We start from the raw sequence: 25,518 nt of genomic DNA, 5'->3' as shown, positions 1-25,518 counted from the left end.
TTCAATACAGCGCTTCGCGAGATCTCGTGTCGCGCTGTTATTCATTAATGCTGACCAAGTTCTTCCACTTCAAGTTGCCAACTCCTGGCGATGCGACTACAATCATTCTGTCATTCGTACGAATCTGATAATACAACCCACTCGATGCGTGTGATCATGCCTTTGTTTGAAACAATGTTATGACTGAATCAGAAAGCCCTCTCATGCTTGATCGATTTTTTCTCACAGTGGCGCTGGTGATGGCTCTGGCAATGATATTCAAGCCAATCTCAAACTGCTCTGCTCAAGATCAATCAGGCCAGACCTTGACTCCTGATACCCCCTACCATGCCGAAAAGAAGGAACCCGTTAATCACAGTGTGGAATTCTCGATCGTGGTGACACCTCCCTACCACTGCAAAGTCTTGAAAGTATGGGTCCCGGTCCCGCAAACCGATTTTGCGCAGCAGATTCAAGACAGCCAGTTCAGCACATTTCCCAACGACGTGAAACCACAGATCAATAACGAACCCGTTTATGGAAATCGATTTGCCTATTTTGAATTTCACAATCCCCATGGTGCTCAGATCATTACACACCGATTCAAAGCCAAAGTCTGGAATTTAGACTGGCAGCTGAATCCAAAATCAGTTGAAACAGTTAAAAAGTGGCCTGATACATTTACGTCTTATCTTCAACCTCAATCACTGAATCAAGAACAAAAGTTTCAGCAAGTCATACAACAAATCGCTTCTGGTTCCAATAACGCCAGCATGCCTCTGGTAAGTGCGATGAACTGGATCGACCAGAACCTGGCTTACGATCACATCAATGCCTCGCTAAGAGCAGATGCCAATCATGCATTCGTACAACGACGAGGACATTGCAGCGATTATCACGGACTGTGTGCCACCATGGGACGCGCACTCGGCTATCCGACGCGTGTCACATACGGCCTGGCACTGTTTCCGAAAAATTCTCCTTCCCACTGCAAAATGGAAGCTTTTTTACCCCCCTATGGCTGGGTCAGCTTTGATCTATCCGAAACACAGAAACTCGTTAAGAAGATCCAGACCTCACAAGAACTTTCCGATTCGCAGAAAACAGGTTTGGCCGCCGCCGCCCGGAAACGGATGCAATCGGGCTTTCGCGAAAACAGCTGGCTGCTGTTGACCAAAGGGACCGATTACGAATTAGTCCCGAAAGCCTCTAATCCGGCTCGCGTGATTCGAACAGCCTATGTCGAAGCCGACGGCGAAGTCTTGCCCGAACCCGATCCTGCCAATTTAAAAAAACGGGAATTCTCCTGGATGACCTCACACCGCTACACCGCAGACAAGGCCTTCAAAAAACCCTTTAAAGATCTTTCGACACTGACAGATGACTGATTGAATGATTGTCCCTTTTCTTGAAATACCAAACGGTTTTTAGCTTAGATCTACTTCCCGTCAGACAGAGCCTGATTTCTTCTTGAATCCACGGTTCCTGAGAAAGTCAATTAACAGAACCAGTAGCACACTGACACCTGCCAGGGGAAAGAACAAACAACATAGTACAATGAGTGCGGTCAACCACCAGGGCAGTCCATGCTCACGTCGGCGTGGAAAACCAGATTGTCCTTGAGGTCGGCGTTTCCACCACATCCATAATCCTGTCACAGGCATCCCCGCCAGAACCAGACAGGCGACCAACCAGATAACCTTGGTAGTAGGGCCCCAGAAACTGCCAACATGGAGCGGGTACGTCCAGCCGTGTAACCAGTAGCCGGGGTGATCAGACAGACGTTCGACGCTGGTCATGGTTTTTGACTGCGGATCGATGATGACATTATCGTATTTATAGGAACCATAGGTTCCTGTCGAGTGCGCATTCATGGCTCTAATATTGATCCCAGATTCCGATGAATTCTTCATCACGAGTTCCAAAGATCGATCCGGATACTCATTTGCGGCAACAAACCAGGCAGCGTTAATCTGCTCTGACGCTGGTAGCACTTTTTCCTGTTCGTCCTTCTCTGTTTTGCCTTTTCCCTCAGCGAATTCTGACAGACCAGCAATACCGCTATTCGCGACAGTTGAAACGACAAAGACGCCTTTCCCCCAGACAACGGTGTAGAATAGTCCGGTACTGACAATCAGCAGCAATACTGGCAATAAATAGATTCCCGCCAGAGCGTGCACATCCCTGAGGATCACATAGGGTTTTGCCTTGAGTCGTGGAATCCAGACTCCACGCACTTTTTCCCGGCGACGAGGCCACCATAAAAAGATTCCCGTGCACAGTAACACCAGCCCCCAGGATGTAACCAGTTCTATAATCACGCGACCAGTCGTTCCGATAAACAAATGACGGTGAATATCCAATACCACTTTGAAGAAACCACGCACCGGATCTGCCTGGGGATCAAGTTCCCCCAATACGGTCGCGTCATATGGATTGAGATAGAGCTCTTTTTTGGTTCCGGCATCCTCATTCACAACAGAGACAGTCACAGAGCGATCTAATTCGGGAGGGGCAACCAGTCCCGTTACTTCCCAACCATCGGCGTGCGTTTGAGCAGCATGGATCAACTCCGACGGCGTCAGTCGCTGCGATTGTGGTTCCACGAACGCCAGATCGCTTCGCAGTAGTCGGCCAATCTCGGGTGAAAAGATGTAAATGATCCCCGTGATCGCTAAGGTCATCAAAAATGGTGCCGTGATAATCCCAGCATAAAAGTGCCACCGCCAAACCGTTCGAAACAGACTGATCTGGGGCTCTCGTGCAGACGCCGAAGAAACACCAGCTTCAGTGTCATCTGATTCCTCAACGTCGATCGCATCAACCGTTGTACTGTTCGTGGTTTGTTTCACGGGGATCTACTTTCCTGGAATAGAAGCACTGTTCGAAGTCATTCGCGCCCCAAACAGTTGCACTTCTGTTGACCTGCACGTATTCAACTAATCCGCATCATCTTTTTTTCATGCCCGGTCCAATGGGGAGTCGATTCGTGCCTTTTCCACCCTTCTGTTGTTCACCGGGCTCAATAATTTTGGCATCCTCGATATTGATCGGTTGAATCGGAGTCCCCTGCTCCGTAATCGTTACTGTCTTTTTTGAGGTCTTGGGAGTTGCATAGACATTTCCCAGCCGGTCTGGTGAAAGTCCTCCTAATTCTGGTTTTTGTGGCCAGTAAATTGTAAAAACGTAGTCACCCGGCGGTGCGCCATCACCATATTCATAGGTCGTGAGGGTATATCTTCCATCGTCCGCAACAATGCCCGACGGTCGCGAAGCGCGTTTGTCGACATTTTTATTCACCGGATGCAGTCGGATAATTGCACCGGCTGGGATCTGATTATTCACAGTCACATAACCGGTTGTCTTCATCGTTTTCGCTTGCCAGTCTTCGCCGGAGCACCCGGCTATCAACAGACCCGCGAAAAAGATCCATAATAATCTCATATTCCTATACCACTTTCCTATGTGTAGACGCTGCCGCTTGAGTGCGCAAGGGCGAAGGCAGAAGAAGATTTGGTAACAAACAATGCAGGTAAAATCTCAACCAACCCGGTTCAGAATTCACCTAGGACTTCGCCGCCACCACAGCTGGACATTGCCCAGATGGTATCCACGCTCATGTTCTCCGACAGGAAGCGAACAGAGCCATCTCCCAGCGCAACGTGTATACCGCCGGTATGAAAAGAATAGGGAGCACTGTAGAAATTGGTGACGTTCATTATTTCCGATCCGCCAAACAGCGTTACGGTAGGTTCGCCGCCAGAGGTCGCAGCAGGTGTCACCAGACTGGGTGCTAAATAGGTCCCCAGAACATGTGAGGTCCAGGCTTCACGTTCTGCCCCCCAGGTATCACCATAGAGAACATACATCTGGGGAGAGGCTGCGCCGCCCGGTTCCCGTTCATTCCCCACGTACCAGTGTGCTCGACCGGCAGACTCGTGAAACATCAGTGTGTTCGTCAAGCCATCCGTCACATCACGAAACGAAATCTTTGCCCCCCAATGAAAGAAAGACTTTCCAGGCGCATTGTAGAGATCAACATCATTAAAGGGTGAGTAGAGATAGGAATAGTCAGAGGTCGCAGCGCCGGAAACTGCTTGCTCACCCGCACCAGGAGTAGACGGGCATTGAAGTACGGTGGGCACTTGCATTGATTTGCTCAGATTCGCAGCATTATGCCAGGGGAGGTCAAAATCATACGAATTCTGTAAATTCCCCTGGTCCAGATACGGTAGCAATGCCACAAATGCACTGCGTTCAGCGACACCAATTGTGGGGACACACCGGTAAACATCGTGGTAATTATGCACGGCCAAACCGAGCTGCTTCATATTATTTTTGCATTGGGTTCGGCGGGCTGCTTCGCGGGCCTGTTGAACTGCCGGCAGCAGTAATGCAACCAGGATCGCAATAATCGCGATTACAACCAATAATTCGATGAGCGTAAAACCCCGTCGGAGACGGGAAGTTGACGTAAGCATGGCGCAACTCCTGATAGATAACCAAATTATAAAACCACATCGTTCAATCAGATGTGGCTCAAGCGTGAGGCTGGCTATCGCAGGAATGCGGATTGGCTTGCAGCTTTTTTAAGAACAGTAAACAAGTTGAGATTCAGTCTCAACAATCATCATCATAAACTGAAAGCAAGCTTTGTCAACTCAAGAGAGAAAAAATCACTTGAAGAGTTCGTACATTCAATCGAAAAGCAGTTTGCCTACAGTTTGTTTGAATTGGCGGGGCTGTCTCAGAATAGATCATTGCTGTACTTCAGAGAAGCCAATCAAGTTCCTCCATGTGCAACGCCACAACACTTACTCTTGTTTCAGTTTCCGAAATGGGATGAGTTGCCAGAGACGGCGATCTCGAAGAAATATTCCCAGCCAGACCAGCACGCCGCAGTAAAGGTTTCATGCAGTAGAATGTTTGCTCATCCGGCTCTCCAGATTGATCTCTTGCTGAATGATTGGTCTAGCTTAGAAAACAATCACCAGCATCTAGAGCGGTCATGTTCAAACGGAGTTAAGAAACCATGCCAGATCATGATTCTTGCCAATTGAATTTACTTAGCGATTTTGCTCAATATCGGATGGTTATCGCGGATATGATAAGAGAGGGCTTTGCGAGCAGATCGCCAATCTTTTTTGATCAACGCTTTGAGAATGGATTGATGCTGACGCACCGTTTCAATTGCGGTTTCCCGATCCTGGTCTTCCCAGTCAAACAGAATGTCATAATATCTGCCCTGCCGCTGAAAAAAGTCCTGAATGTAATAATTCCCGGCTTTTTCGATGATATATTCATGCAATGAATTATCGATCACCACACTCTCAGTCTTCTTCTTTGGAATCACATTTCCATCAAGAATTCTCTGTAGATCTTCTTTGACCAGATGCGGCTTTGCCAGTTCCAGCGCCTTCAATTCAAGCAGTTCACGCACTTCCAGAAACGACTGCATATCTTCCTGGCGAAATGGCCTCAGTCTCCAGCCTCGGCGGGGAATGTGATCCAGTATCCCGGTCCCCGCTAAACGGTTCAAAATAATCCGCAGTGATGATCGACTGATTTTATATTTCTGAGCGGTCACTTCCTCACGAATATCGACCGGCTCTCCTTGCAAACTCAGTTTCACAAAGTCATTCGTGATCACTTCAAACATGTCGGCAGGAGGTTCTGGCAAGACCGACTTTTTCCCGCGTTTCAACGGTTTGATCTGCTCCGGGTTTATGACCAACCTGCGATTGGATCCTTTTTGCAGTAGTCCTTCTGCAACCAGTTCGGCCAGCGCAATTCTTACGGGTGAAAAACTGACTTCATAATGCTCTGCCAATGAATCCAATGTCAGCTGCGCAGGTAGCTCCTGACCGTTCCGCAAACGAACTTCCAAATCATTCTTGATATAATTCTTGAGCGACATTATTTGAATATTAGACTTTAAAGCAGACAGGCAAGTTTTGTTTGTAAAATCAGAAAAGTGAGTCTCGAAAATACTGCAGACCCGTCAGACACTCTTTCAGTTTACAGTTCAACACAAGTGCTTTAAAGCCCGCATCTTCGGAAATGCGGAAAACTCCTATTACCTTAGGACAAACGGCTCTCAGCCGAGACACACCTTCCTTTGGTGTACTTGTTCATGAAATAAGCCTCGTTGCTCTACCACAGAACAAGAGGCTTGAAATCGTCTCAATGACTTAGAAAGGGCCTTCCGCTAAACCCCCAGTTCATCCCAAGGACCTGTGATCGCAAAGGTCACACCGGGATGCTGAATATTGACAAACAGCCATTGACCATCCGGGCTGAAACAAGCGCCCGCCCATTCACCACCGCTGAAATCACCCTCCAGACTGTCATACTGTCCTTTTTTCAGTTGGATGTTGTTAATCGCTACGGTTTTCAAGACTCCCTTACGACTCAGTGCATGCAAACGCAGCGGTTTCAGATCCGCATCTTCACACAGAATCAATCCACCTCGCGGACTCACTGTTAAATTGTCCGGACTGTCCAGAATCTCATGGCTGGGAGACTGAAACACAAGTTGCAGTGTCTGATCTTTGGGTGAGAATGACCAGACCTGACCCAGGCCGGCTTCTCCGCCATTGGTGCAGTTAAAATAAACCAGACCGTCACCATACCAACATCCTTCCAGGCGACCAAAGGTGGTAGCCCCCTTCTCTTTCCCCTGCGAATAAACGCCGAGTCCGTCTTCCTTGCCTGGCGTATTCCGACGGACCGGATCTTCAATGTCGACCCATTCCGCTTCATAACGAACGCCACGTATTGCGCCGGTTCGCAAATCCCGTTGACCTTTGACCTTCAACATCTGTAAGCCTCCCCCCTTTGTAAGCACCTCACGCTCATTCGGCAGGAAGCGGTAGAAGCCCGCTGTATCCCGGTCTTCCGTTTCGTAAATGATGCCATCACGCGGATCGATGGCGAGCGCTTCATGCACAAACCGTCCTAATGCTTCCAGCGGCTCTAATGAAGCCGTCCCTTCTGCCGGTACTTCGAAGACCCAGCCATGATGTTTTTCATGCTGATATTGAATATCTCGAAAACTTTCTTTCGGTCCAATTACTGTCTCTTCACAAGACAACCAGGTTCCCCAGGGAGTCGGTCCGCCGGCACAGTTTTGTACGGTCCCCGATAAACTGGTCCAGCTTTTCAACCATTTCCCCGCTTTGATATCAAACTGAAGATTCGCGCAACCGCCGCCCGCTTTCCGGTCAAATGTAATGGCTTCCGGACCGAAACTTTGGGAACCGCGAATTTCATGATTCCGACAGAGAGTAATCACATCCTCTTTCTGGGAAATCACCGCCATGCCATCATGGCCTTCGGGAGTGATCACTCCATCCGACATTTGATCTCCGACCCAACCGAACGACTGATACCGAAAACCTTCTGGTAACCGCAGTAATGGCAATCCCGTTGTCTCATCCGCCGCGGGGCGAAGTTCAGCATGGTCTTTCGTAATCCCATGAGCAGACGCTGTCGTCAGAAAACGAGAAAAGACAGTTCCCACCGCAGGGGCGGTAATAGCGGTCTTTAAAAAATGACGTCGCGAAGATGAGGTACGCACGATTTGCTCTGCCTTATGCTGGGAATTCAACATCCAGTTTCACTCATTGAAACAAATCAACGTCTGGATCTATTTGGGGATAATACAGCCATTTATTAAGTTTTAATGAACGTTGCATTAAGATCTCTAAATAGCAAATTCTTATTTCGCTGTTCACTGGCCTCTACTCCCCAAAACGGGCCTCTTCACGCATAACCATCTGTAAAATCGAGTGAAATGCCATGTTCACAAAGGGCCACATATTTTGAACCATCCACAACAGCGCAGCGCGGATTTATTCTATTTGATACCAACCAACGGATTGGACCTGAAGATCTGACAGGGCACAGGAAGAATACGCCCCTGCGCTTTAGTCTCAACAATCAAGGAGACGATAAGGGCTGGACCATCAAGCAAAATTCAGCAGCTTCGTTTTAGCGTGCTCTGCCGGGAAACGAAAAGCCGGACTGTTTGATCTGCGACGGCTGTTCGGTTGGTTGTTTGAGTCCCGAACTCCCTTTCATAGCGCCACTCACTCCCAGTATTTCCGGGTGACGGGCAATTTTATCGCTGAAGATGCGCACGTCACGCGCGATCGGCTCCAGGTTATTCAATAGAACCGTCAACGAACTGGCCGACCGGTTCATATTGCGGTACAACTCTGGATCAGACATGAATTTTTTGAGGGAGCCATCCCCCGCATTCAACGCACGGCTAAACGAACTCATCTCCGCCATAATCGAGTCCAGGCGGGATAAACTTCGATCCAGTTTGATAATCATCGACTGACTATGTTTGGCCAAAGGATCAGTGACTTGTGAAAGATTATCCAGGTTTTCTCCTGCCTTTTGTACTGCTACTTCCACCGAAGCAATCGTGCGGTGCGTACTTTCGATCATCGCAGGCATTGCAGCCATCGTGCGTTTCAGATTTTCCTGTTGCTTGGGATCGGCAACCAGTTCGTTCACACTCCCCATCATCAGGTTCATTTTTCGCATCGCCAGCGAAAACTCCTCTAAGGAAGTTGCCGCACGTTCGATTACGACATCCAGATTCCCCTCTTTGGTCTCCATCAGTCGGTTCATATTTCCGGCCAGTTTCTCCCACTCTTTGCTGGTCGAAGTAAAGGCTTCCAACGTTTTGGAAACCTGTTTCTCCATCCGGAAAACGACTTCCATCGGGTCACTGGAAGCCTGCCCGATCAGCCGGTCGCCTGGCTTGACAAAGTCAGAACTGGTTCCGGGAGTGATCACAATTTTCGAATCACCCATGATCGAACTCACAATTTGCGGACTCGCATCTTTTCGCAGATGTTGAGTTTCACTGATAGCAACCAGCAACATCACACCCGGTTTCGTATCACTGGTGATAATCTTAACCACCTCACCAATCCGAATCCCGTGCCGCACAACGGGGGTCCCACGATGCACGCCTGAAATGGATTCAAATCGCATCGCAACCGTGTATTTTTTCTTCCATAAGGTTTCCAGTTGACCGAACTGGAAAATCATCGCGGCTCCCGTAATCAACGCGGAAATCACAAACAGTCCTACACGAAATTGTATTTGGCGATCCGTCATAATTGCCTCAATCTCGATCTCATCCTTGAGATCAAATCCTCTGATACGTTTTAAAATTGTTGATGAATACGATTTCTGATCGGCTACCGATCAGGCAGTCTCCGCCATTTCCCGAATCCGGTCTCCGGCTTCGCCATACACAAACTGATGGACTCGTGGCGAATCAGACTGAAACGCTTCTTCTGAGGTTCCTTCGAAGACAATTTGCTCATCTCCGGGGTTAAGACGCGCCAGTGGATACAACATAATAATCCGATCCGCAACTTTTTTGACGGTACTCATATCATGCGTCACGACAATACTGGTGACCGGGCGACTGGCCCGTGTCTGCAGAATCAGCTCGTTAATCACATCCGTCATCACAGGGTCCAGCCCCGTTGTTGGCTCATCATAGAGCATGACTTCAGGAGTCATCGCTAGAGCACGCGCTAATCCTACACGCTTTTTCATACCGCCGGAAAGTTGTGCCGGCTTCTTCTGACTGATTGTTTCAGAGAGCCCGACCTCTCTTAACCGTTCGACTACAATCTGATCGATCTCTGCTTTTTTCAGTTTCGTATTCTGTGTCAAACCGAAGGCAACATTTTCGTAGACAGAGAGACTGTCAAATAGCGCTGCTCCCTGAAACAGATAGCCAATCCGGAGTCGATCCCGGTGCAATTCACGTGGATTACGGTCTGTAACCGAACGTCCGCTCCACAAAACATCGCCTTGTGTGGGCAGCAATAAATTCATGATCAGCTTCATGGTCACGCTTTTTCCACAACCACTTTCCCCAATCACAACGAGCGTTTCTCCCCGATGGACACCAAACGAAATATCGCGCAACACCTGCTGTGTTCCAAACTGACGTGATACATTTCGCAGTTCAAGTACATAGCCGTCTTTTGATTTCTGCTCATCCATAGCAATTTTTTCTTTTGATTCGGTACAGAGACTCTGCTTTATCTAACCACACCCGGATAGACCGTCTGCATGAAGTGATAGAAGTTGACGATTCCCACTCCCAGCATGAAATCGAGAATCATGATCATAATGAAAGAATACACAAATGCTTCCGTCGCTGCTTTCCCAACTCCTTCTGCACCAGCACCACAATGAAAACCCCGGTGACAGGAGACCAACGAAATTGCAGCGCCAAAGAAGAAGCTCTTGAAGATTCCCCCCAACACATCATACGCGTACACAAATTGTTGTGAATAATGCCAGTAGTAAAATGAATCGACGCCTAAAATCTGGGTACTGAAAAACCACCCCCCCAGGATGCCAACCGCATCGGCGATTATCGTCAGCAGGGGGATCAATAAACAACAGGCCAGAAACCGCGGCACAACCAGATAATGAATCGGGTCTGCCCCCAACGCGCGCAGGGCATCAATCTGTTCGGTGACGCGCATTGTTCCCAATTCGGCCGACATCGAAGTTCCCACGCGACCGGCTAACATAATCGCCGCTAGAACCGGTCCCAGTTCTTCCACCAACGAGATGGAAATCACCGCACCGATTTGATTTTCCAGATGCATCAATTTGAACTGATCATAGGATTGCACGGCCAGGACCATGCCTATAAAGCCGCCAGTAATCAGGATGACAGGGATACTTTGAACCCCAATGTGATACATGCACGACCAGAGATTGCTCCGGGGAGGCAGTCGCGTGACCATCCAGCCCAGCATTTCCCAGCCAAAGAGAAACAGGTCGCCCATGAGGCAAATTAAATTGATTACTCCGCGACCCAACCCGTGAATGATGGTATCTCGGGGGTACGAAGTTGAAACTGATGACATTAATTGTTTCCAGTTCAGACTTTACTATTCGAACGGCAGAATCTTCCGAAGCGGAAGGTTAATGGATTTCTCGATTTGAATCGAGACCATTTCCCCCAAGACAGGCGAAAAACAGCCCCCATCAATATTCCAGTCCAAAACTGACATTTTTTGAGCTGACTCTATTCGAAACCGGTACACTCCTGATAAAATACATCAAGATCAGTTGAATTGATAAATTGGGATCTATCTCCAATGCCCGTACTGATTTAATGCATGCTCCCCATCTGGGGCAGTCAAGAAATCCAAGATTATATATGATGTAGCTTCACCTTTGACATCAATACCGAAGAACGCAAGCGAAAGTAAGGATAGGTAAAATGAGAACTTTTTCCGTAACGCTATTTTCCGTAATTTCACTCTCACTGATTCCCATGGTTTCGGCAGAAGAGAAGAAAGCCGACCCGGCTGTTGAACAGGCTAAAGCTAAAATTCGTGCTGCCGGTGGTTCCGTTTTGGAATTGGCACAAAACGACGACCGGCTGGAAATTGCCTTCCATCTTTCGGACCAGAAAGTCACCGACGACACCCTGAAAACACTGTCTGGCCTTTCCAAAATTGCCAGTCTTAATTTGCGTGGGACTGAAGTGACTTCATCAGGGCTGGCTCATCTGAAACACCTCAAAGGCCTGACCCATTTGCATCTTGAAAAAACCAAAGTCAACAACGCCGGCCTCAAGCAGCTGCAGGCACTCCCGAACCTGGAATATTTGAATCTCTACGGAACCGAGATTACCGACGCTGGCCTGCCCCAGCTGAACTCGTTGAAAAAACTAAAACGCCTGTATGTCTGGCAAACCAAGGTCACTCGACCAGCGGGCCTGGCTTTACAGAAACAGATTACTGGCCTGGAAATCATTGGTCTCCCCGAAGAGCCCAAACCGGTAGTAGCAGCAAAACCTGAACCTGCAAAACCGGCTGAGAAGAAACCCGCCGAGAAGAAACCAGCCGAGAAGAAACCAGAAACCAAGAAAGACAAAAAACCAGCTCCGAAACCCGCTGAAAAGAAAGCGGAAAAGAAAAAAGAAGAAAAGAAGCCCGCTGAAAAACCAGTGGCAAAGAAAGAAGACACTAAGAAGAAAGAGAAGTAAGTTCTCATCACACAGGCACACGTTTTCCAGCAGGGCTGAATCAGCCCTGCTTTTTTTAGGCACCGGTTATCCTAAACCAAACATCCGTCAACCAGACCGAACATCCAGACGCGCCCGTCGATCCCAATTTGGTAGCCCCATTCTCCAGGATTATTGATCTCAAACGCTTCAGAAGCTGTTACAATAAGCCGGAATCAGGGCTGCCAAGCCTCGGTGAAGTCGAATTCGCAAAGAGCCACCTCAATTCCCTCGCACTGATTTTGAAAATCCTGATTCAGATCAGCCAGGAGTAGCAGTGGCGAATTTAAGGAGTGGGCCGCCTTGGAAATTACCTATCATCAGGAAATCATCGCGCCAATCGATGTCGTTTTCAGATTTCTCAACGATGACGAAAAAATGAAGCTCTGGATGGAAGGCCTGGAGTCGATTGAATATCCCAACGGCCAAAATACTGAGAACCCGGTCGGGACCGAATTCATCCACACCATCCGCGAAGGCGGGCACACACAGCAGTATACGGGGACGGTCACGGAATACGAGCCACCCACTCTAATCGGAGTCGAACTGCGTAGTGCCGCTTTTCAGATTAATGTGACTTATGAATTAACAGAGCAAGGTCGTAAAACGCAATTAGATTACCATTGTGAAATGATCTTCACTTCTCTGTTTTATCGGATCATCGGCTTTTTATTCTGTGGGTTGACGAAGCGAATCTTAAATTCGCAAATGAAAAAACTGAGTCAACTCGCGGAGCAGGAATCCGTTCGGCGCTCTCCCCCTAAAGAATGAATCGAAATCATTCGCAGAAGAACAACTTTGGCTGTAGTCGCAATTGGGAGTCAATTACTTCGAGGCAGGTGAAAGATCAAAACAGGCGGCCTCTTCACTATTTCGAACAAATAGTTTCCCATGTGCCAAAGCCGGATGATTCCAGGTTTGGCCTGCAATAGCCTGAAATTCTGCAACCTGCTCATATTTTTCAGGATCTGCTTTCACCAGTTCGACGCGTCCGTCTTCCGCCAGAATCAGCAGATGGGAGCCAACCAACAACATTTGGCCATATCCATAGCGGCCTCGTTTCCAACTCCGTTTTCCCGTCTCCAGATTCAGGCAGGTCAAGATGCCTTCATCCAGGCCATACACAAACCCATCCCGCTGCACAGCAGAGTTGAATTTGAGCTTCAGACTTTGACTCTCCCAGTCCTGAGTCACTTTTGCTTCCGGCGCTTGATCAGAAACAGTGACCTTGAGTCGGGTGGAGCCGGCGCCATAACCAGACCCCAGATACAGGGATGTATCATCAAGAAGAATTGGTTGTGCCGCATTGACTCCCGGCTGATTCGTCCAGGGGAAAAACCAGAGCGACGTTCCATCTTGGGGTGAAAAACTTTCCAACCCCTTGGAATGAAATATCAACACCTGCGGCGTTCCATTCAGCATCGCAAACTGAGGCGCACTGTAACTCGATTTATGCGTGCCACTTGCCCACGCCTTTTCACCACTTCCTTTGTGGAAGGCAATCACTGATTGATTCTCCGCCTTGGAGTCACTCTTCTGAACTCCCTGATTGACAATCACCAGGTTTTCCCAGATCAGAGGTGAACCGGACATGCCCCATTCCAGATTTTTTAAATCACCCTCTTTCAGCAGATCATAAGACCAGACCAGTTCCCCCGTACCTGCTTTCAGGCAGTTCAGAATCCCGATCCCCCCCATTGTATAAAGCAAACCCTCATCGAACGTGGGTGTTGCCCGCGGTCCCACGCCTCCCAGTGTTTCTGAAAAACGGACTGGGTCCGTATGAGTCCAGATCTGATTACCTGTCTGCACGTCATAACAGACCACGGTCTCCTGTTCGCCACGTTGCTCCTGGGTAAAAGCGCGGTTGCCAATCACACAAAAGGAGCTCCAGCCGGCACCAACCGGATGTTTCCAGAGCAATTCCGGTGGATGCTTATTCCAGTCGGTACGAATGGTTTGATCCCGAACGATGCCATCCCGTTCCGCCCCCCGAAAAGCGGGCCAGTCACCGGGAGAAAGCTCTAGTGCCTGTTCTGTCAGCTTAGCTTTTTCTGCAGGCGAACTGTTTTTGATCTTTTCAAAATATTGTTCTGCGCGCTGCTCAGGCGTTGGTAAAAACCGAAATCGAAAGCGGGGGAGCATATCCCCTTCAAAGCCTTCCACGCGGAACAGCGAAAAGAAAAGCACGAATACCAGCACTGTCCCGATCAGACCTTTGAAACGTGTTTTCCACGCAACGCCGGAAATCAACATCCACCAGAACAGCATACCAACCAGAATATAGCAAATACCAAAATAGACCGAGAAAACCTGATACGTTCGATCTGGAGCTAACTGAAACCACCGATAAATAACCGTAGCGATACCCAGAAGTAAAATTCCCAAGCCCCATTTCCACCTGAGCTTCCGCTTTGGCAACGGTGAAATCTCGGAATCACTGGACTCAGGAAGTGCCTGCTGTTCCGGTTCGCTGTCATTCATAAAGCTGTTCTGACCTATTTTTTGAATAATCCGATGTAAGACTTAACCACAGTGGAAGCAGGTTTCATATCTGATTTGACAACCTGAGCCAAGGGAGCATAGACGGTCTTAACCGAGTTGGAAAACGGCCCGAATTTCATCTTCCCTTCCATCCAGACCAGCGGTCCTGCCATCACAAAGTACAGCAGCAGAAACGCAGTAAAACACATCACGCAGACCCCCGCCTTTTGCATGAATGTCGGTTTATCCGAATCTGGTTTTAGAGTCGCATTGGAATCAATGGGAGCTGTCATTTTCTGTACCTTTCACCCGAAAACACTCTGATAGTGGTACTCTTGAAAGACAGGTTGCGTTTCATATTTCTTCCTGAAATGATAAATACAGCACCAGATTCATTTTTTGCGAAAAGCTGGCAATTGCTGGCCGGTTTCACGATCGAATTCGTCAGGCCTGCGTGTGCGAGGCAGCCGATCATGCGTCTCTTCCTGCCACTGATCGAGGGCTGACCGCAATTCCTGTTGCACTTTCTGAAACGCTTTCTGACCGGCGAGATTATGTAACTCATGCGGATCAGTCTCAAGATCATATAGTTCTTCCTCAGCCCGCGGTGCTAAAAAACAACTTTTCTGGTCTTCGGTTAGCTTCTTGCCGTCTCTCAATTGACGCATTTTAACATAGGTTTCACTGCGTACCGCATCTGCCGGTGGGGTGCCGGGAAGATCCGGATAAAAGTTGCGAATATATTTGAATCGAGATGCACGAACTGCACGACCAAAATCTTCAAAATCATGCCAGTTATGTTCGGCAAAAATATGAAGTCGCGTTGTCGCGGCCGGATTTTGCAGTATGGACTTAAAACTCTTCCCCTGAAAAGTCTCGCCGGAAGGTAGACCGGCCAACTCCAGAATTGTCGGCGCCAGATCAACCGAACTAATCAACGAATCAGAAACCGTTCCCCCTTTCACCTGCGCAGGCCAGGTCACAATCCAGGGCGTTCTGACACCACTGTCATACACGGTCGTTTTACAGCGTGGGAAGGGACGCCCGTTATCACTTAAAAACACAATCACCGTATTCGATGCTGCATCCTGTTTTTTCAACTCGTCACGGACTCGCCCGACCACCCCATCCAGCCTGGTAATTTCATCGTAATACAACGCCAGATCATCTCTGACCTCAGGAGTATCCGGCAGATACGGAGGCACGATGACATCTTCATTCGTATGAGGGCGTTCGATTATATTTCGTTGATAGGGACGATGTGGATCCGTAAACGCAAACCACATGAAAAAAGGTTTGTCTTTCGGTCGCTGTTTGAGAGTGGGAACCCATTCATTCAGTTTTGTGGTCACGTGATCAAATTTGCTTTTCGTCGGCGTGCCCAGATGCCATTTACCCGCGGACGCAGTATAGTACCCCGCGTCTTTTAATTGTTCTACAAACGTCACCTGACTCTCGGGTAACGGAAGATGCAGTTGATGAGCGCCGGTACTATGCGGATAACGGCCGGTGATGATACTTGCACGGCTCGGACTGCAGGAACTGCAGGTCAAATACGCATGATTAAACTTCATGCCGTCCACTGCCAGTTGATTCAAATTCGGCGTCTGAATCTTTGGATGACCATATGCACCACAATCATCCCACGCCATATCATCGGCGATGAAAACGATGAAATTCGGTTTTCCCTCAGGCGGCTTCTGCGCGAATAAAGCCCCACTGCAAAAATTCAAAACCAACAGTGTCGTAACCAGGGATAAAAACGGAATCAATCGCATAGTTCTCTCTTCACTCACTTCTGAATTCTCAGGTTCAAGGTAAAAAACGCGTCCGTTCTTCCGGTGTCGGCATCCGACAGGTTTCGTGTTTGCCAAATAGACGATAACGCGATCCCGCCACCATGCGGTAACCGAGATTCCTGATCGGCAAAGGAATCAACCACAACAGCCATCCACAAATATTCCAGGGAAATCCCAACAACCACAAAACTCGTACAATTGCCGCCGAGCGCCGATAAAGCCGGCCTGACTCTGCAGTGCGAAAAATGACCGTATCAATATTCTGAATGTCCTGCACACTCAATAACGCGGCTGCAGTCTCTCCCTGCAAGGGCGAATACAAAAGCCGACCCTGTCGATCCCGCGCCATCGCAAAATCGACACTGCTGTTACATAAACCACACACACCATCAAAGAATAGAACTGGCTTATCCATAGCCGCCCCCGATTCACTATTGATTTCCTGAGTTTCTGTTGGAGAAACAGGACTGGGAGCCACTTCGTTACGACGATCCTGGACAGTCTGATCAACGGCCGTTGATTTTATCATCTGATTCCGTACCGCAACCTCGAAATACTTAAAAGGGCGTGGACAAAATCTCAAAACACCCATATCACCTAATATTATACGTAACAAGCATTTATCTCCAGTCGTTTTTTCACGCTTTGAACGGAATCCTGCGAAATCTTGAAGCAATGATCAGATCATGATCCCAAAGGAGTTTCTGAACTGATTTCTTTCTGTCGTTTACTGAATTAAACGCTAGAATAAGAAAGACATACAACCCAAAGTCCCCTCAAAAGGATGCTATTTTTCTGTTTTCTTCTACAAGAGTCTCTCATGCCCACATGCCAACAGGATTCTGATCCGCCATCGCGCTGGAATCAGGGTATCGGTGTGTCGACCCTGTTCCACCTGATCCTCATCGGTGGTTTAGCCATGATTGTGGATCATGAAGTGGAACTACCGCCCACATCAGCCGCCAATACAATTCAAACAAGCTGGTCTGCTCCGCAGAAAGACATTGAGCCCGTCATACTGGAAATAACGGCGGTCACACAGAACAAGGAAAGCGCTTCCAGCGCCGCGGTCATTTCGAAATTGCCACCGGTGCTCGATTTGAATTCTGCTCCGGATCCCAAGTCGCTCTCTTCCTTTCTGGACGGGCCGCTTCCCCAGGCAACTCAGCATGAAGAGTCGCTCACGACCAAATACGCGGCAGACATCGTGGGCGCCTTATTAACTTCATCAGCCTTCGGGAATGCCAATTCCGGCTCTGGAAACGGAGCAGGAAATGGTGATTTCTTCGGCCTCAGTCCCAAAAGTAAACGCATTGTCTACGTCGTTGATTCTTCTAAAAGCATGAACTTTCCACATGAAAGCGTGGGAAAAACCAGACTCGGTCGGGTCAAACTGGAACTTGCTAAATCGATTTTCTCTATGGATGAAAATCAGGAATTCTTCGTCATCTTCTTCAGTGACTTCGCCATCCCCATGCCTGCCAGAAAACTCCAGCCTGCAACGCCCGCGGCAAAGCAAAAATTCCTGTCCTGGGTGGCCAAGGTCCCTGGCGTCGGAACCACAGAGCCGCTGGAAGCCCTGCTACTCGCACTCCGTCTTCAACCAGACACGATTTATTTCCTGACAGATGGTCAATTCAATCCCACCATCGTCAGAGCGTTTAACAAAGTCGCTGCAAAAACAAAACGAAATCAAAACGTGATCGTCAACGGTATCTGCCTGGGAAATCGGGAAGGCGAATCACTCATTCGTGAACTGGCAGAGAATAATTCAGGCAGCTACACCTTTATTCCCTGATCCCGCCACACGCAAGAACGTCACAAATTTACACCTCAAGATATTCTCTCGCAGTATCTTACGCTCTGTCAGAATCTAAGTCTTTACAGATAAATGCTTTTTGACATATTATGCCCTTGATTCGATCTTCACATTTTTCTCGTGATATTTTCGAGCATTCTTCGCCTTCAATGAAAGAAGCAATTTGGTTGCTTACCTTTCAATTACTTTTCCGAATGTCGCCCGGCAATCAAAATCTGATTCAATCAGAGACCATCAGATAGGGGCGTATCGATATCTGGATCTCGACAAACAATGAATTCAATAGACACCACCGAAACAGAGACTCAGAATCTCGGTGAGCGAAAAGGAACTTTAAACTCACCCTCATTTCTGGCGCTGCTGGCAACCCAGTTTCTGGGCGCTATGAATGATAATATGTTTCGCTGGTTTATCATTCCCATCGGAAAACCGATGCTCGGCGATGCGGTCGCGCTTTCATTGGGTTTAGCCTGCTTCACGCTACCCTACCTGCTACTGGCAAGCGTCGCTGGCTATCTTGCCGACCGCTTCAGTAAGCGCACGGTGATTATTTCCTGCAAGGTGGCCGAGATCGTCATCATGATCTTAGGAGTTCTCGCTGTACAGCTGGGGAATATTTATCTGCTCTTTTTGATCGTGGCTTTAATGGGCTGCCAAAGTGCGCTCTTCGGCCCTGCCAAGTTTGGTAGTATTCCTGAAATGTTACGCGACAACCGGCTCTCGAAAGGGAACGGCATGATGGGACTGATCACGGTTGTCTCTTCGGCCCTGGGATTTATCGCCGGCAACTATTTATACCACGTCACGCAGCCTGATCTCTCAACCCCCGGATCTTTCACCGGTATCTGGATTGCCGGATTTACGCTCGTCGGGGTTGCCATTATTGGTACCCTGGTCAGTCTGAATATTCGCAAACTCCCCCCTGCTGCTCCAAAACGAGGCTTCCCCTTTAATCCCGCAAAAGAAACCTGGCACCAGCTGCAACTGCTCCGCAGCAGCACCCCCTTACTCAGAACCGCGCTCGGTGTCGCCTTCTTCTGGATGCTGGCTTCACTTGCACAAATCAACGTCGATACGTATGGAATTCACGAACTGGGGCTCTCACAAAAAGATATCGGGCCGTTACTGGGAATTCTGGTCTTCGGAGTTGCTCTAGGAAGTATTCTCGCAGGGATCTGGTCTGCTGGCCGCATTGAATTAGGCATTGTTCCACTCGGAGCCGCCGGAATCGTCATTAGCTCGTTGCTTCTATTTTTCACTGGCAGTAGTGTGATCCCCGACCAGGAATCCAGCTCTCAATTCTATTACCTGTTATCACTACTCTGGCTGTTTCTACTCGGCGTCAGTTCCGGACTGTTTGACATTCCACTCGAAACGTTCCTCCAACATCGTAGCGATGTAAAGACACGTGGAAGTATTTTGGCAGCGGCGAACTTTCTGGCATTCTCCTTTATCCTGTTCGCATCATTCGGTTTTTGGGTGATGCAGGACTGCCTGAAGATGTCTGCCAGCCAGATTTTCATGGTGATCGGTCTACTCACAATTCCGGTCGGCATTTACATCTTCAAGCTACTCCCCAATGCCACCATCCGCTTTATGGTGTGGCTCGTGAGCTGCACGATCTATAAACTCAGAGTCAAAGGACTGAAAAATCTCCCCAAAGAAGGAGGCGCACTCCTGGTGGCGAATCATGTCTCCTGGCTCGATGGAATTTTTCTAATTCTCACATCAACGCGCCCCGTCCGAATGATCGCTTTTTCGACTTATGTGCAAGGCCCTTGGATTTCGTGGCTTACAGAAATGTATAACACCATTCCCATCAATGTCGAAGATGGGCCGAAAGCCTTAATGCGTTCTATTAAGGTAGCCCGCACGGCAATTAATGATGGAGAATTAGTCTGTATCTTTGCAGAAGGCAAATTGACTCGTTCTGGTTATTTACAACCGTTTCAGTCTGGTTTAATGAAAGTCATCAAAGGAACTGGCGCTCCTGTCATTCCCGTCTACATCGACGAACTTTGGGGAAGTATTTTTAGTTTTCATGGCGGAAAGTTTTTCTGGAAAAAACCCCGGCGCTGGCCTTACCCGGTTTCCATCCGCTTTGGGAAACCCATCCTGCACCCGGAAAATGAAAAACATGTCCAGAAGGTTGTTCAAAACCTGGGGGTCGAAGCGGCCAATTTTCGAAAGACGTATCAAATGATTCCACCAAGACTGTTTCTCAGAAAATGTAAAAACCGACGATTCCAGCAAAAAGTCGCCGACTCAACAGGAGTTGAAATTTCAGGCGGCAAGCTTCTTACAGGAGCACTGTTGATGAGACGGTTACTCAACAAACACGTTTTAAAACAAGACGAAAAAATGGTTGGTGTGCTCCTGCCACCTTCGGTGGGAGGCTGTGTCATCAATGCCAGCCTCGCAATCTCCGCTCGCGTTCCAATCAACTTGAATTACACGCTCTCAGACGGCGACGTCAATTACTGTATCAAAGAAGCAGGTATCAAAACGGTTCTGACCAGTCTGAAGTTTCTGGAGAAAAAACCGATCGACATGGACGCCAATGTCGTGCTCCTCGACGATCTAAAACTGAAAGCCTCAATCTTTGACAAACTGATCTGCTTATTCCTGGCGTATGTCGTACCCGCGTGGATCATCGAACGATTCATCGGTTTAAGAAACGTCGATTCCGATGAACTGAGTACCGTGATCTTTACATCCGGCTCAACAGGCCGCCCCAAAGGGGTCATGCTCACACACCATAATATCGTTTCTAATATCAATTCAGCCGATGATTTACTACACCTCTCTCCCAAAGACTGCATGCTCGGAATTTTGCCGTTCTTCCATTCTTTCGGTTATACGATTTCGCTTTGGATGCCATTTATCCGCAATATGGGCGCCTGTTTTCATTTTAACCCCACCGATGCACGCACCGTCGGAAAGATGATAGAAAAATACAAGGTCACACTCTTCGCATCGACCCCTACCTTCTTAAGGCATTACCTGAAACGCTGCACTCCGGAGCAATTCAAAACGCTGGAGATCGTAATCACCGGCGCAGAAAAACTTCCGCAAAGCCTGGCAAATGAGTTCCATGATAAATTCGGAATCTTTCCCACCGAAGGTTATGGCACGACTGAACTCTCGCCGGTAGCTGCCGTCAATATTCCCCCCAGCCGGCAACTTGACATGAATGAAATCAGTTCCAAACCAGGGACCGTGGGACGGGCAATTCCCTGCGTCATGGCTAAAACCGTGAATCCGGATACCATGCAAGATCTGCCTGACGGACAGGAAGGGCTTCTGTTTATCAAAGGTCCCAACGTCATGAAAGGCTACTTGAACAACGAAGAAAAAACAGCCGAAGTCATCTTCGACGGTTGGTACAACACCGGAGACTTCGCCACAATCGATGAAGACGGGTTTATCACCATCACAGGCAGACAAACGCGATTTTCAAAAATTGGTGGGGAAATGGTACCTCACGTTCGAATCGAAGAACTGATTGCTAATATAGTCAGTGATCCTGATGCGGACGAACCCGAAGTCCAAGTGGCCGTGACTTCCGTTCCCGATCCTAAAAAAGGAGAACGGCTAATCGTTCTCCACAAACCACTGAATATCACCGTCGATACGATTCTGAAAGAGATTGCGAAAGAAGATATCCCCAATCTCTGGATTCCATCCAGCGACAGTTTTCTGGAAGTGGAAACTATCCCGCTCCTGGGTACAGGCAAACTGGATCTGGCAAAGATTAAGCAGCTTGCCGCTGATGCGTATTCCACTAAAGTCAGTAGCTAACCTAAACGACAATCACGTCTGAGGTTATCAAAATCCGAAATCCACACCACTTATCGGGATTTACACGAAATCCTGTAAAAAAACGGTTAGATTTTCAGGTTCCATTGGTCCATTAGTGTATAGAACGGGCCATTGTGTGGCTTACGCCACTCTGAATTTAACCGTTTACGCGAAAGTGATGAGGAAGCAGGCATGATCAACAAAACTGTCAAACTGACGGAACGACAAACAGCAATCTATCAATTTTTGAAAGATAAGATTGTTAACCGCGGCTATGGCCCCACAGTCAGAGAAATCGGTGACGCTTTTGATATCCGGTCCCCCAATGGCGTCATGGGACATTTAAAAGCGCTGGAACGCAAGGGGCTCATCAAACGACAGTCTCATATATCCAGATCGATTCAACTTTGTGATAATTCGCAAAAGCCGGCCAATATTGCTTTAGTTGGCACATTGCAAGCAGGCGCTCCCCTGGAACAACCTCCACAAGGTCAAACACAAGTTGACTTTAGTCCCCTGTTCGACTCTTCTCAAAATTTCTGCCTGAAGGTAAAAGGCACATCGATGATCGATGCCCAGATCCAGGACGGTGATTACGTTGTAGTCCAAAAACAGGAGACATGCCAACAGGGAGATATCGTCGTCGCGCTGATTGGCCATCAGGAAGCCACCTTGAAACGCTTCTATCAGGAAGAGAATCGTGTTCGTTTAGAACCCGCTAATTCGGCAATGGCGCCCATCTATTCGAACGATGTCAAGATTCTTGGAGTCGTACAAGGTGTCGTCCGAAAATTCACTTGAGCCTTCAGTTCGGCTTAGTCCTGATCTGCCAGCGCCGCCATTTCTGTGCGTGCCAGTGTAATCAGCATTGAATCCGGCAGGGATGTTGCACCAACCTGACGTAACATATTTACCACTTGCGCCGTAGTGTAATGCGCGTGAGTACAAACGTGTAATAAAACATCACTACGTTTTGTTTGATGCACGCGTCCCTTGCCCGAACTGCTACTGCGTTTCTTGATGACTTCGTCCAGCGACGCTTCCGTTAACTGCTCCAGATAATGCATCCAGCGCTGATCCAGTGCGCCCCACTTCTGTTTCAACTCAGAAAATGTCTGAATGGCTCCTGCTCCCTTTTGATTTCCCGGAATTTCTCCCCGCAAATCTCCGGGCACCAGGGGGTTCTCGTCTCCCTCTAATGCCTCCAGCCAGACATATTCTGCCGCATACAAATGCAGCATCGATTGCCAGATCGATCCTTGTCCGATTGCAAACACTTGAACGCGTTCTGCTTCTGAAAGCATTTGAACAGATTCCAGCAACCGTTGATTCACCCACCGACGGTGTTCGTGTAATCGCGAGATTAACCTGATAGACATAGCAACGCCCCCCGATCCGATCTGATCCATCATTTGCTCGAAGAAGTACAGAATCGCTCCTGTCTTCACTCTCTTAAGAGTAAATTTCCGTTACCTGGGTTCGCAAGCCTGAACACGATTTTCCCCTGCATCACTCTGGTTGGCACCTGTCGTGGGACACGATTCGGGATACGAGACGTTTTTTAACTGTTTTTTTCATTTAGATTGTTTCTCAGCACTTGAATTGCCGAAACTATTTTCTATCCTTAGCCTTACATTCAGGTGATTTTACTGCAATCTGGGGGATTAGCTCAGTTGGGAGAGCGTTTGGCTGGCAGCCAAAAGGTCACCGGTTCGAGCCCGGTATCCTCCACATCAAAGACACTTACGCATTGTCGTAAGTGTCTTTTTTTATTGCACTTACGTATTTCCAAAGCCACTTCCATAGGGCTTATGTGCCGATAAATGTGCCGATAGTAGAGCAAAATGTGCCGATAAGCCAATTTGATTTTTGCTTTTATTTGTATAATGATAACAACAAGTGTGGTTGTTTAAATCATTTCCAAAAAGGCATATTCATGAAAATTCATGTGGTCAGAAAGCAAGATCTTAAGAGGGATAATAGAGGTAATTACAGCACACGAATTGGCTATAAAGAAGGTAAAAACCAACCTCGCTTCAACCTCGGTAAAGATAAACAGCAAGCCGAACAGCGATACAACATTCTCAGAAATCTCTACGAAGAAAACCTTGCTAAGATTAGAAGAGATAACAAACGGTGGAAGATTGACATACCTGAAATCTGGAACAAGCGTATTTTAAGATATGCGAAGCAAATCGAAAAAGGAAACTACGAATCCATTTTTGATCATATCCCGACCGAGGAACCTGATGACTATGTTATCAGGTTCAGAGAATTCCAAGCAGATTTTCCATCGCTTCGATTAGCTCCTTTTGACTTCGTTTTTTTTGCTGATGGCGTAAGAAAATTAGAGCAGCTTGAATACCAGAGAACAGATAGTTTTTATCACGATCTTAAAAGATCCTTTGTGGTGACTCCAGAAAGAGAAGTTCCAGATAAAGTAATTGCTGGAACATTTTATGAAGCTATAGATGCATATATTGCTGATATCAACAAGAATGGCGAAAAACTGTCTGATGGCATGCTCAAGCCATCTCAAAGAAAAAGAGTGCAATATTCAGAGAAACTAAAAGAACACTCAGACTGCTCTTTGTCTCAATTAAACTACGATAAATGTAATGAATTTTTCTCTTACTGGCGAAATAGACCACTTGGCAAAAGAGGAACACAACTTACCAAAAGCTCTGCAAAACATCAAATTGACGAATTGACAAGATTATTCAAATGGCTTGATTCTTCAAGTCAATTTGCTTGGGAACTACCAAGAAATTTTGAGAATCTGTCTAAAAAGATTGTTACTACAGAAGAAGACCATTCAACAGCCAGTTTAATTACTAAAAATTCATATTCACCAGAGCAATTGGCGAAGCTTTATAAGGCTGGTGATTCTTTTGAACAACTTTTGTTACTAGTCGGTTTGAATTGTGCGTTTGGTGCTGCTGAGTTTGGGCGTCTAACTTTTGATGAAGTTCTTTTTAATTACGATCATGAATATAAAGCTTTGTTGAAGTTTGAAACAACAAAAGCAGATAGTTTTCTTCGAGCACTAAGACCCAAAACAGGTGTGTTTGGGGAATGGTATCTTTGGAAAGAAACAGTAACAGCTTTGCACTATGGAATCGAACGAGCAAAGAAAGCAGGAAGTCCTTATATAGCTTGTCGAGAGAATGGGAAACGTCTTTACAATGAATCCGTAGCAAATCCCCAGCAGGCTACAGCGAGTATTTGGAATGATTTAGTAGCTAAAGTACAAAAAAACGATACCGGTTTTCCACATCTGCCTTATGGATCTTTAAGAGATACAATCCCAGATCTATTAAGACAAGAGGGCAAAAGTGAACTCGCTAATCTAAGCCTTGCTCACGGAAAACCTTTTAAAGCTGACACTCTTCTTGACTGCTATGGAAATAAACCTTATGGAAGGTTACATGACGCATTAAGAGAGTATAGAAATTACTTTGATGTGATTTTTCAGAAATAACATTCAATAGAGTGCCATCATCTCATCCCCCCCCTGCTCTCCTATCCATCATTTCCACACAGCTTTGTTCCCAACTTGACCA

21 protein-coding genes and 1 tRNA gene are annotated in these 25,518 nt (G+C 47.6%); 9 read left to right on the top strand and 13 right to left on the bottom strand.

The window, feature by feature from the left end; genetic code table 11:
• The first annotated feature begins 203 nt into the window (after nucleotides 1–203).
• Nucleotides 204–1,367, top strand: coding sequence for a transglutaminase-like domain-containing protein (locus tag AAC022_RS23495; RefSeq protein ID WP_339735067.1), 1,164 nt, complete (start codon nucleotides 204–206; stop codon nucleotides 1,365–1,367).
• Nucleotides 1,368–1,427: 60 nt separating this feature from the next.
• On the opposite strand, the gene AAC022_RS23490 is transcribed toward AAC022_RS23495, so the two are convergent.
• The 3 genes from AAC022_RS23490 to AAC022_RS23480 all read right to left on the bottom strand — a co-directional run bounded on the left by AAC022_RS23490 (nucleotide 1,428) and on the right by AAC022_RS23480 (nucleotide 4,460).
• Nucleotides 1,428–2,831: a PepSY domain-containing protein gene (locus AAC022_RS23490; protein ID WP_339735065.1), complete on the bottom strand. Its 1,404-nt coding sequence runs from the start codon at nucleotides 2,829–2,831 to the stop codon at nucleotides 1,428–1,430.
• A gap of 97 nt (nucleotides 2,832–2,928) precedes the next feature.
• A complete protein-coding gene (locus AAC022_RS23485; RefSeq protein WP_339735063.1) occupies nucleotides 2,929–3,423 on the bottom strand; it encodes a hypothetical protein in 495 nt (164 codons plus the stop codon).
• Between the two features lie 110 nt (nucleotides 3,424–3,533).
• A complete protein-coding gene (locus AAC022_RS23480; RefSeq protein WP_339735061.1) occupies nucleotides 3,534–4,460 on the bottom strand; it encodes a DUF1559 domain-containing protein in 927 nt (308 codons plus the stop codon).
• 51 nt (nucleotides 4,461–4,511) lie between these two features.
• Between AAC022_RS23480 and AAC022_RS23475 the strand changes: the two genes are divergently transcribed.
• On the top strand, nucleotides 4,512–5,039 hold the full coding sequence (locus tag AAC022_RS23475) for a hypothetical protein (protein ID WP_339735059.1): 528 nt from the start codon (nucleotides 4,512–4,514) through the stop codon (nucleotides 5,037–5,039).
• Nucleotides 5,040–5,041: 2 nt separating this feature from the next.
• On the opposite strand, the gene AAC022_RS23470 is transcribed toward AAC022_RS23475, so the two are convergent.
• The 5 genes from AAC022_RS23470 to AAC022_RS23450 all read right to left on the bottom strand — a co-directional run bounded on the left by AAC022_RS23470 (nucleotide 5,042) and on the right by AAC022_RS23450 (nucleotide 10,904).
• Nucleotides 5,042–5,896 (bottom strand): GntR family transcriptional regulator, encoded by an 855-nt coding sequence (locus tag AAC022_RS23470; protein WP_339735058.1) that lies wholly within the window; start codon nucleotides 5,894–5,896, stop codon nucleotides 5,042–5,044.
• A 291-nt stretch (nucleotides 5,897–6,187) separates the two neighbouring features.
• Nucleotides 6,188–7,591, bottom strand: coding sequence for an alkaline phosphatase PhoX (locus AAC022_RS23465; RefSeq protein ID WP_339735056.1), 1,404 nt, complete (start codon nucleotides 7,589–7,591; stop codon nucleotides 6,188–6,190).
• 380 nt (nucleotides 7,592–7,971) lie between these two features.
• Nucleotides 7,972–9,117, bottom strand: coding sequence for an MlaD family protein (locus AAC022_RS23460; protein ID WP_339735054.1), 1,146 nt, complete (start codon nucleotides 9,115–9,117; stop codon nucleotides 7,972–7,974).
• Nucleotides 9,118–9,207: 90 nt separating this feature from the next.
• On the bottom strand, nucleotides 9,208–10,023 hold the full coding sequence (locus tag AAC022_RS23455; protein WP_339735052.1) for an ATP-binding cassette domain-containing protein: 816 nt from the start codon (nucleotides 10,021–10,023) through the stop codon (nucleotides 9,208–9,210).
• A gap of 38 nt (nucleotides 10,024–10,061) precedes the next feature.
• The gene (locus AAC022_RS23450) at nucleotides 10,062–10,904 is read right to left on the bottom strand and encodes an ABC transporter permease (RefSeq protein WP_339735050.1); all 843 of its coding nucleotides are present in this window, start codon (nucleotides 10,902–10,904) and stop codon (nucleotides 10,062–10,064) included.
• A 359-nt stretch (nucleotides 10,905–11,263) separates the two neighbouring features.
• On the opposite strand from AAC022_RS23450, the gene AAC022_RS23445 reads away from it, so the two are divergent.
• Both AAC022_RS23445 and AAC022_RS23440 read left to right on the top strand, forming a co-directional pair.
• The gene (locus AAC022_RS23445; protein ID WP_339735048.1) at nucleotides 11,264–12,034 is read left to right on the top strand and encodes a hypothetical protein; all 771 of its coding nucleotides are present in this window, start codon (nucleotides 11,264–11,266) and stop codon (nucleotides 12,032–12,034) included.
• A 321-nt stretch (nucleotides 12,035–12,355) separates the two neighbouring features.
• Nucleotides 12,356–12,823, top strand: coding sequence for an SRPBCC family protein (locus AAC022_RS23440; RefSeq protein WP_339735046.1), 468 nt, complete (start codon nucleotides 12,356–12,358; stop codon nucleotides 12,821–12,823).
• A 54-nt stretch (nucleotides 12,824–12,877) separates the two neighbouring features.
• Here AAC022_RS23440 and AAC022_RS23435 read toward each other — a convergent pair whose 3' ends face one another.
• From AAC022_RS23435 to AAC022_RS23420, 4 genes are all read right to left on the bottom strand, one after another.
• Nucleotides 12,878–14,536: a PQQ-binding-like beta-propeller repeat protein gene (locus tag AAC022_RS23435; RefSeq protein ID WP_339735044.1), complete on the bottom strand. Its 1,659-nt coding sequence runs from the start codon at nucleotides 14,534–14,536 to the stop codon at nucleotides 12,878–12,880.
• A 14-nt stretch (nucleotides 14,537–14,550) separates the two neighbouring features.
• Complete coding sequence (locus tag AAC022_RS23430) at nucleotides 14,551–14,829, bottom strand: hypothetical protein (protein WP_339735042.1); 279 nt, start codon at nucleotides 14,827–14,829, stop codon at nucleotides 14,551–14,553.
• A 99-nt stretch (nucleotides 14,830–14,928) separates the two neighbouring features.
• Nucleotides 14,929–16,314 (bottom strand): sulfatase, encoded by a 1,386-nt coding sequence (locus AAC022_RS23425; protein ID WP_339735040.1) that lies wholly within the window; start codon nucleotides 16,312–16,314, stop codon nucleotides 14,929–14,931.
• A 34-nt stretch (nucleotides 16,315–16,348) separates the two neighbouring features.
• Nucleotides 16,349–16,864: a DCC1-like thiol-disulfide oxidoreductase family protein gene (locus AAC022_RS23420; protein ID WP_339735039.1), complete on the bottom strand. Its 516-nt coding sequence runs from the start codon at nucleotides 16,862–16,864 to the stop codon at nucleotides 16,349–16,351.
• Nucleotides 16,865–17,155: 291 nt separating this feature from the next.
• Between AAC022_RS23420 and AAC022_RS23415 the strand changes: the two genes are divergently transcribed.
• From AAC022_RS23415 to lexA, 3 genes are all read left to right on the top strand, one after another.
• Nucleotides 17,156–18,133, top strand: a complete 978-nt coding sequence (locus AAC022_RS23415; protein WP_339735037.1) for a vWA domain-containing protein — start codon at nucleotides 17,156–17,158, stop codon at nucleotides 18,131–18,133.
• A gap of 294 nt (nucleotides 18,134–18,427) precedes the next feature.
• Nucleotides 18,428–21,955 carry an acyl-[ACP]--phospholipid O-acyltransferase gene (locus tag AAC022_RS23410; protein ID WP_339735035.1) on the top strand — a complete coding sequence of 1,176 codons (3,528 nt, stop codon included), beginning with the start codon at nucleotides 18,428–18,430 and terminating at the stop codon, nucleotides 21,953–21,955.
• 192 nt (nucleotides 21,956–22,147) lie between these two features.
• Entirely contained in the window at nucleotides 22,148–22,756 is a 609-nt protein-coding gene (gene lexA, locus AAC022_RS23405; protein WP_339735033.1) for a transcriptional repressor LexA, read from the top strand.
• 14 nt (nucleotides 22,757–22,770) lie between these two features.
• Here the strand turns inward: lexA and AAC022_RS23400 are convergent, their stop codons facing one another.
• Entirely contained in the window at nucleotides 22,771–23,334 is a 564-nt protein-coding gene (locus AAC022_RS23400; protein WP_339735031.1) for a DinB family protein, read from the bottom strand.
• A gap of 279 nt (nucleotides 23,335–23,613) precedes the next feature.
• Between AAC022_RS23400 and AAC022_RS23395 the strand changes: the two genes are divergently transcribed.
• A tRNA-Ala gene (locus tag AAC022_RS23395) sits at nucleotides 23,614–23,686 on the top strand.
• Between the two features lie 205 nt (nucleotides 23,687–23,891).
• Nucleotides 23,892–25,436: a hypothetical protein gene (locus tag AAC022_RS23390; RefSeq protein ID WP_339735029.1), complete on the top strand. Its 1,545-nt coding sequence runs from the start codon at nucleotides 23,892–23,894 to the stop codon at nucleotides 25,434–25,436.
• The last annotated feature ends 82 nt before the right edge of the window (nucleotides 25,437–25,518 follow it).

Origin of the sequence: uncultured Gimesia sp. (genome assembly GCF_963976445.1) — a bacterium.
Taxonomy (GTDB): domain Bacteria; phylum Planctomycetota; class Planctomycetia; order Planctomycetales; family Planctomycetaceae; genus Gimesia.
The sequence above is the reverse complement of the archived record's forward strand: the minus strand, read 5'-3'. Positions and strand labels throughout refer to the sequence as shown.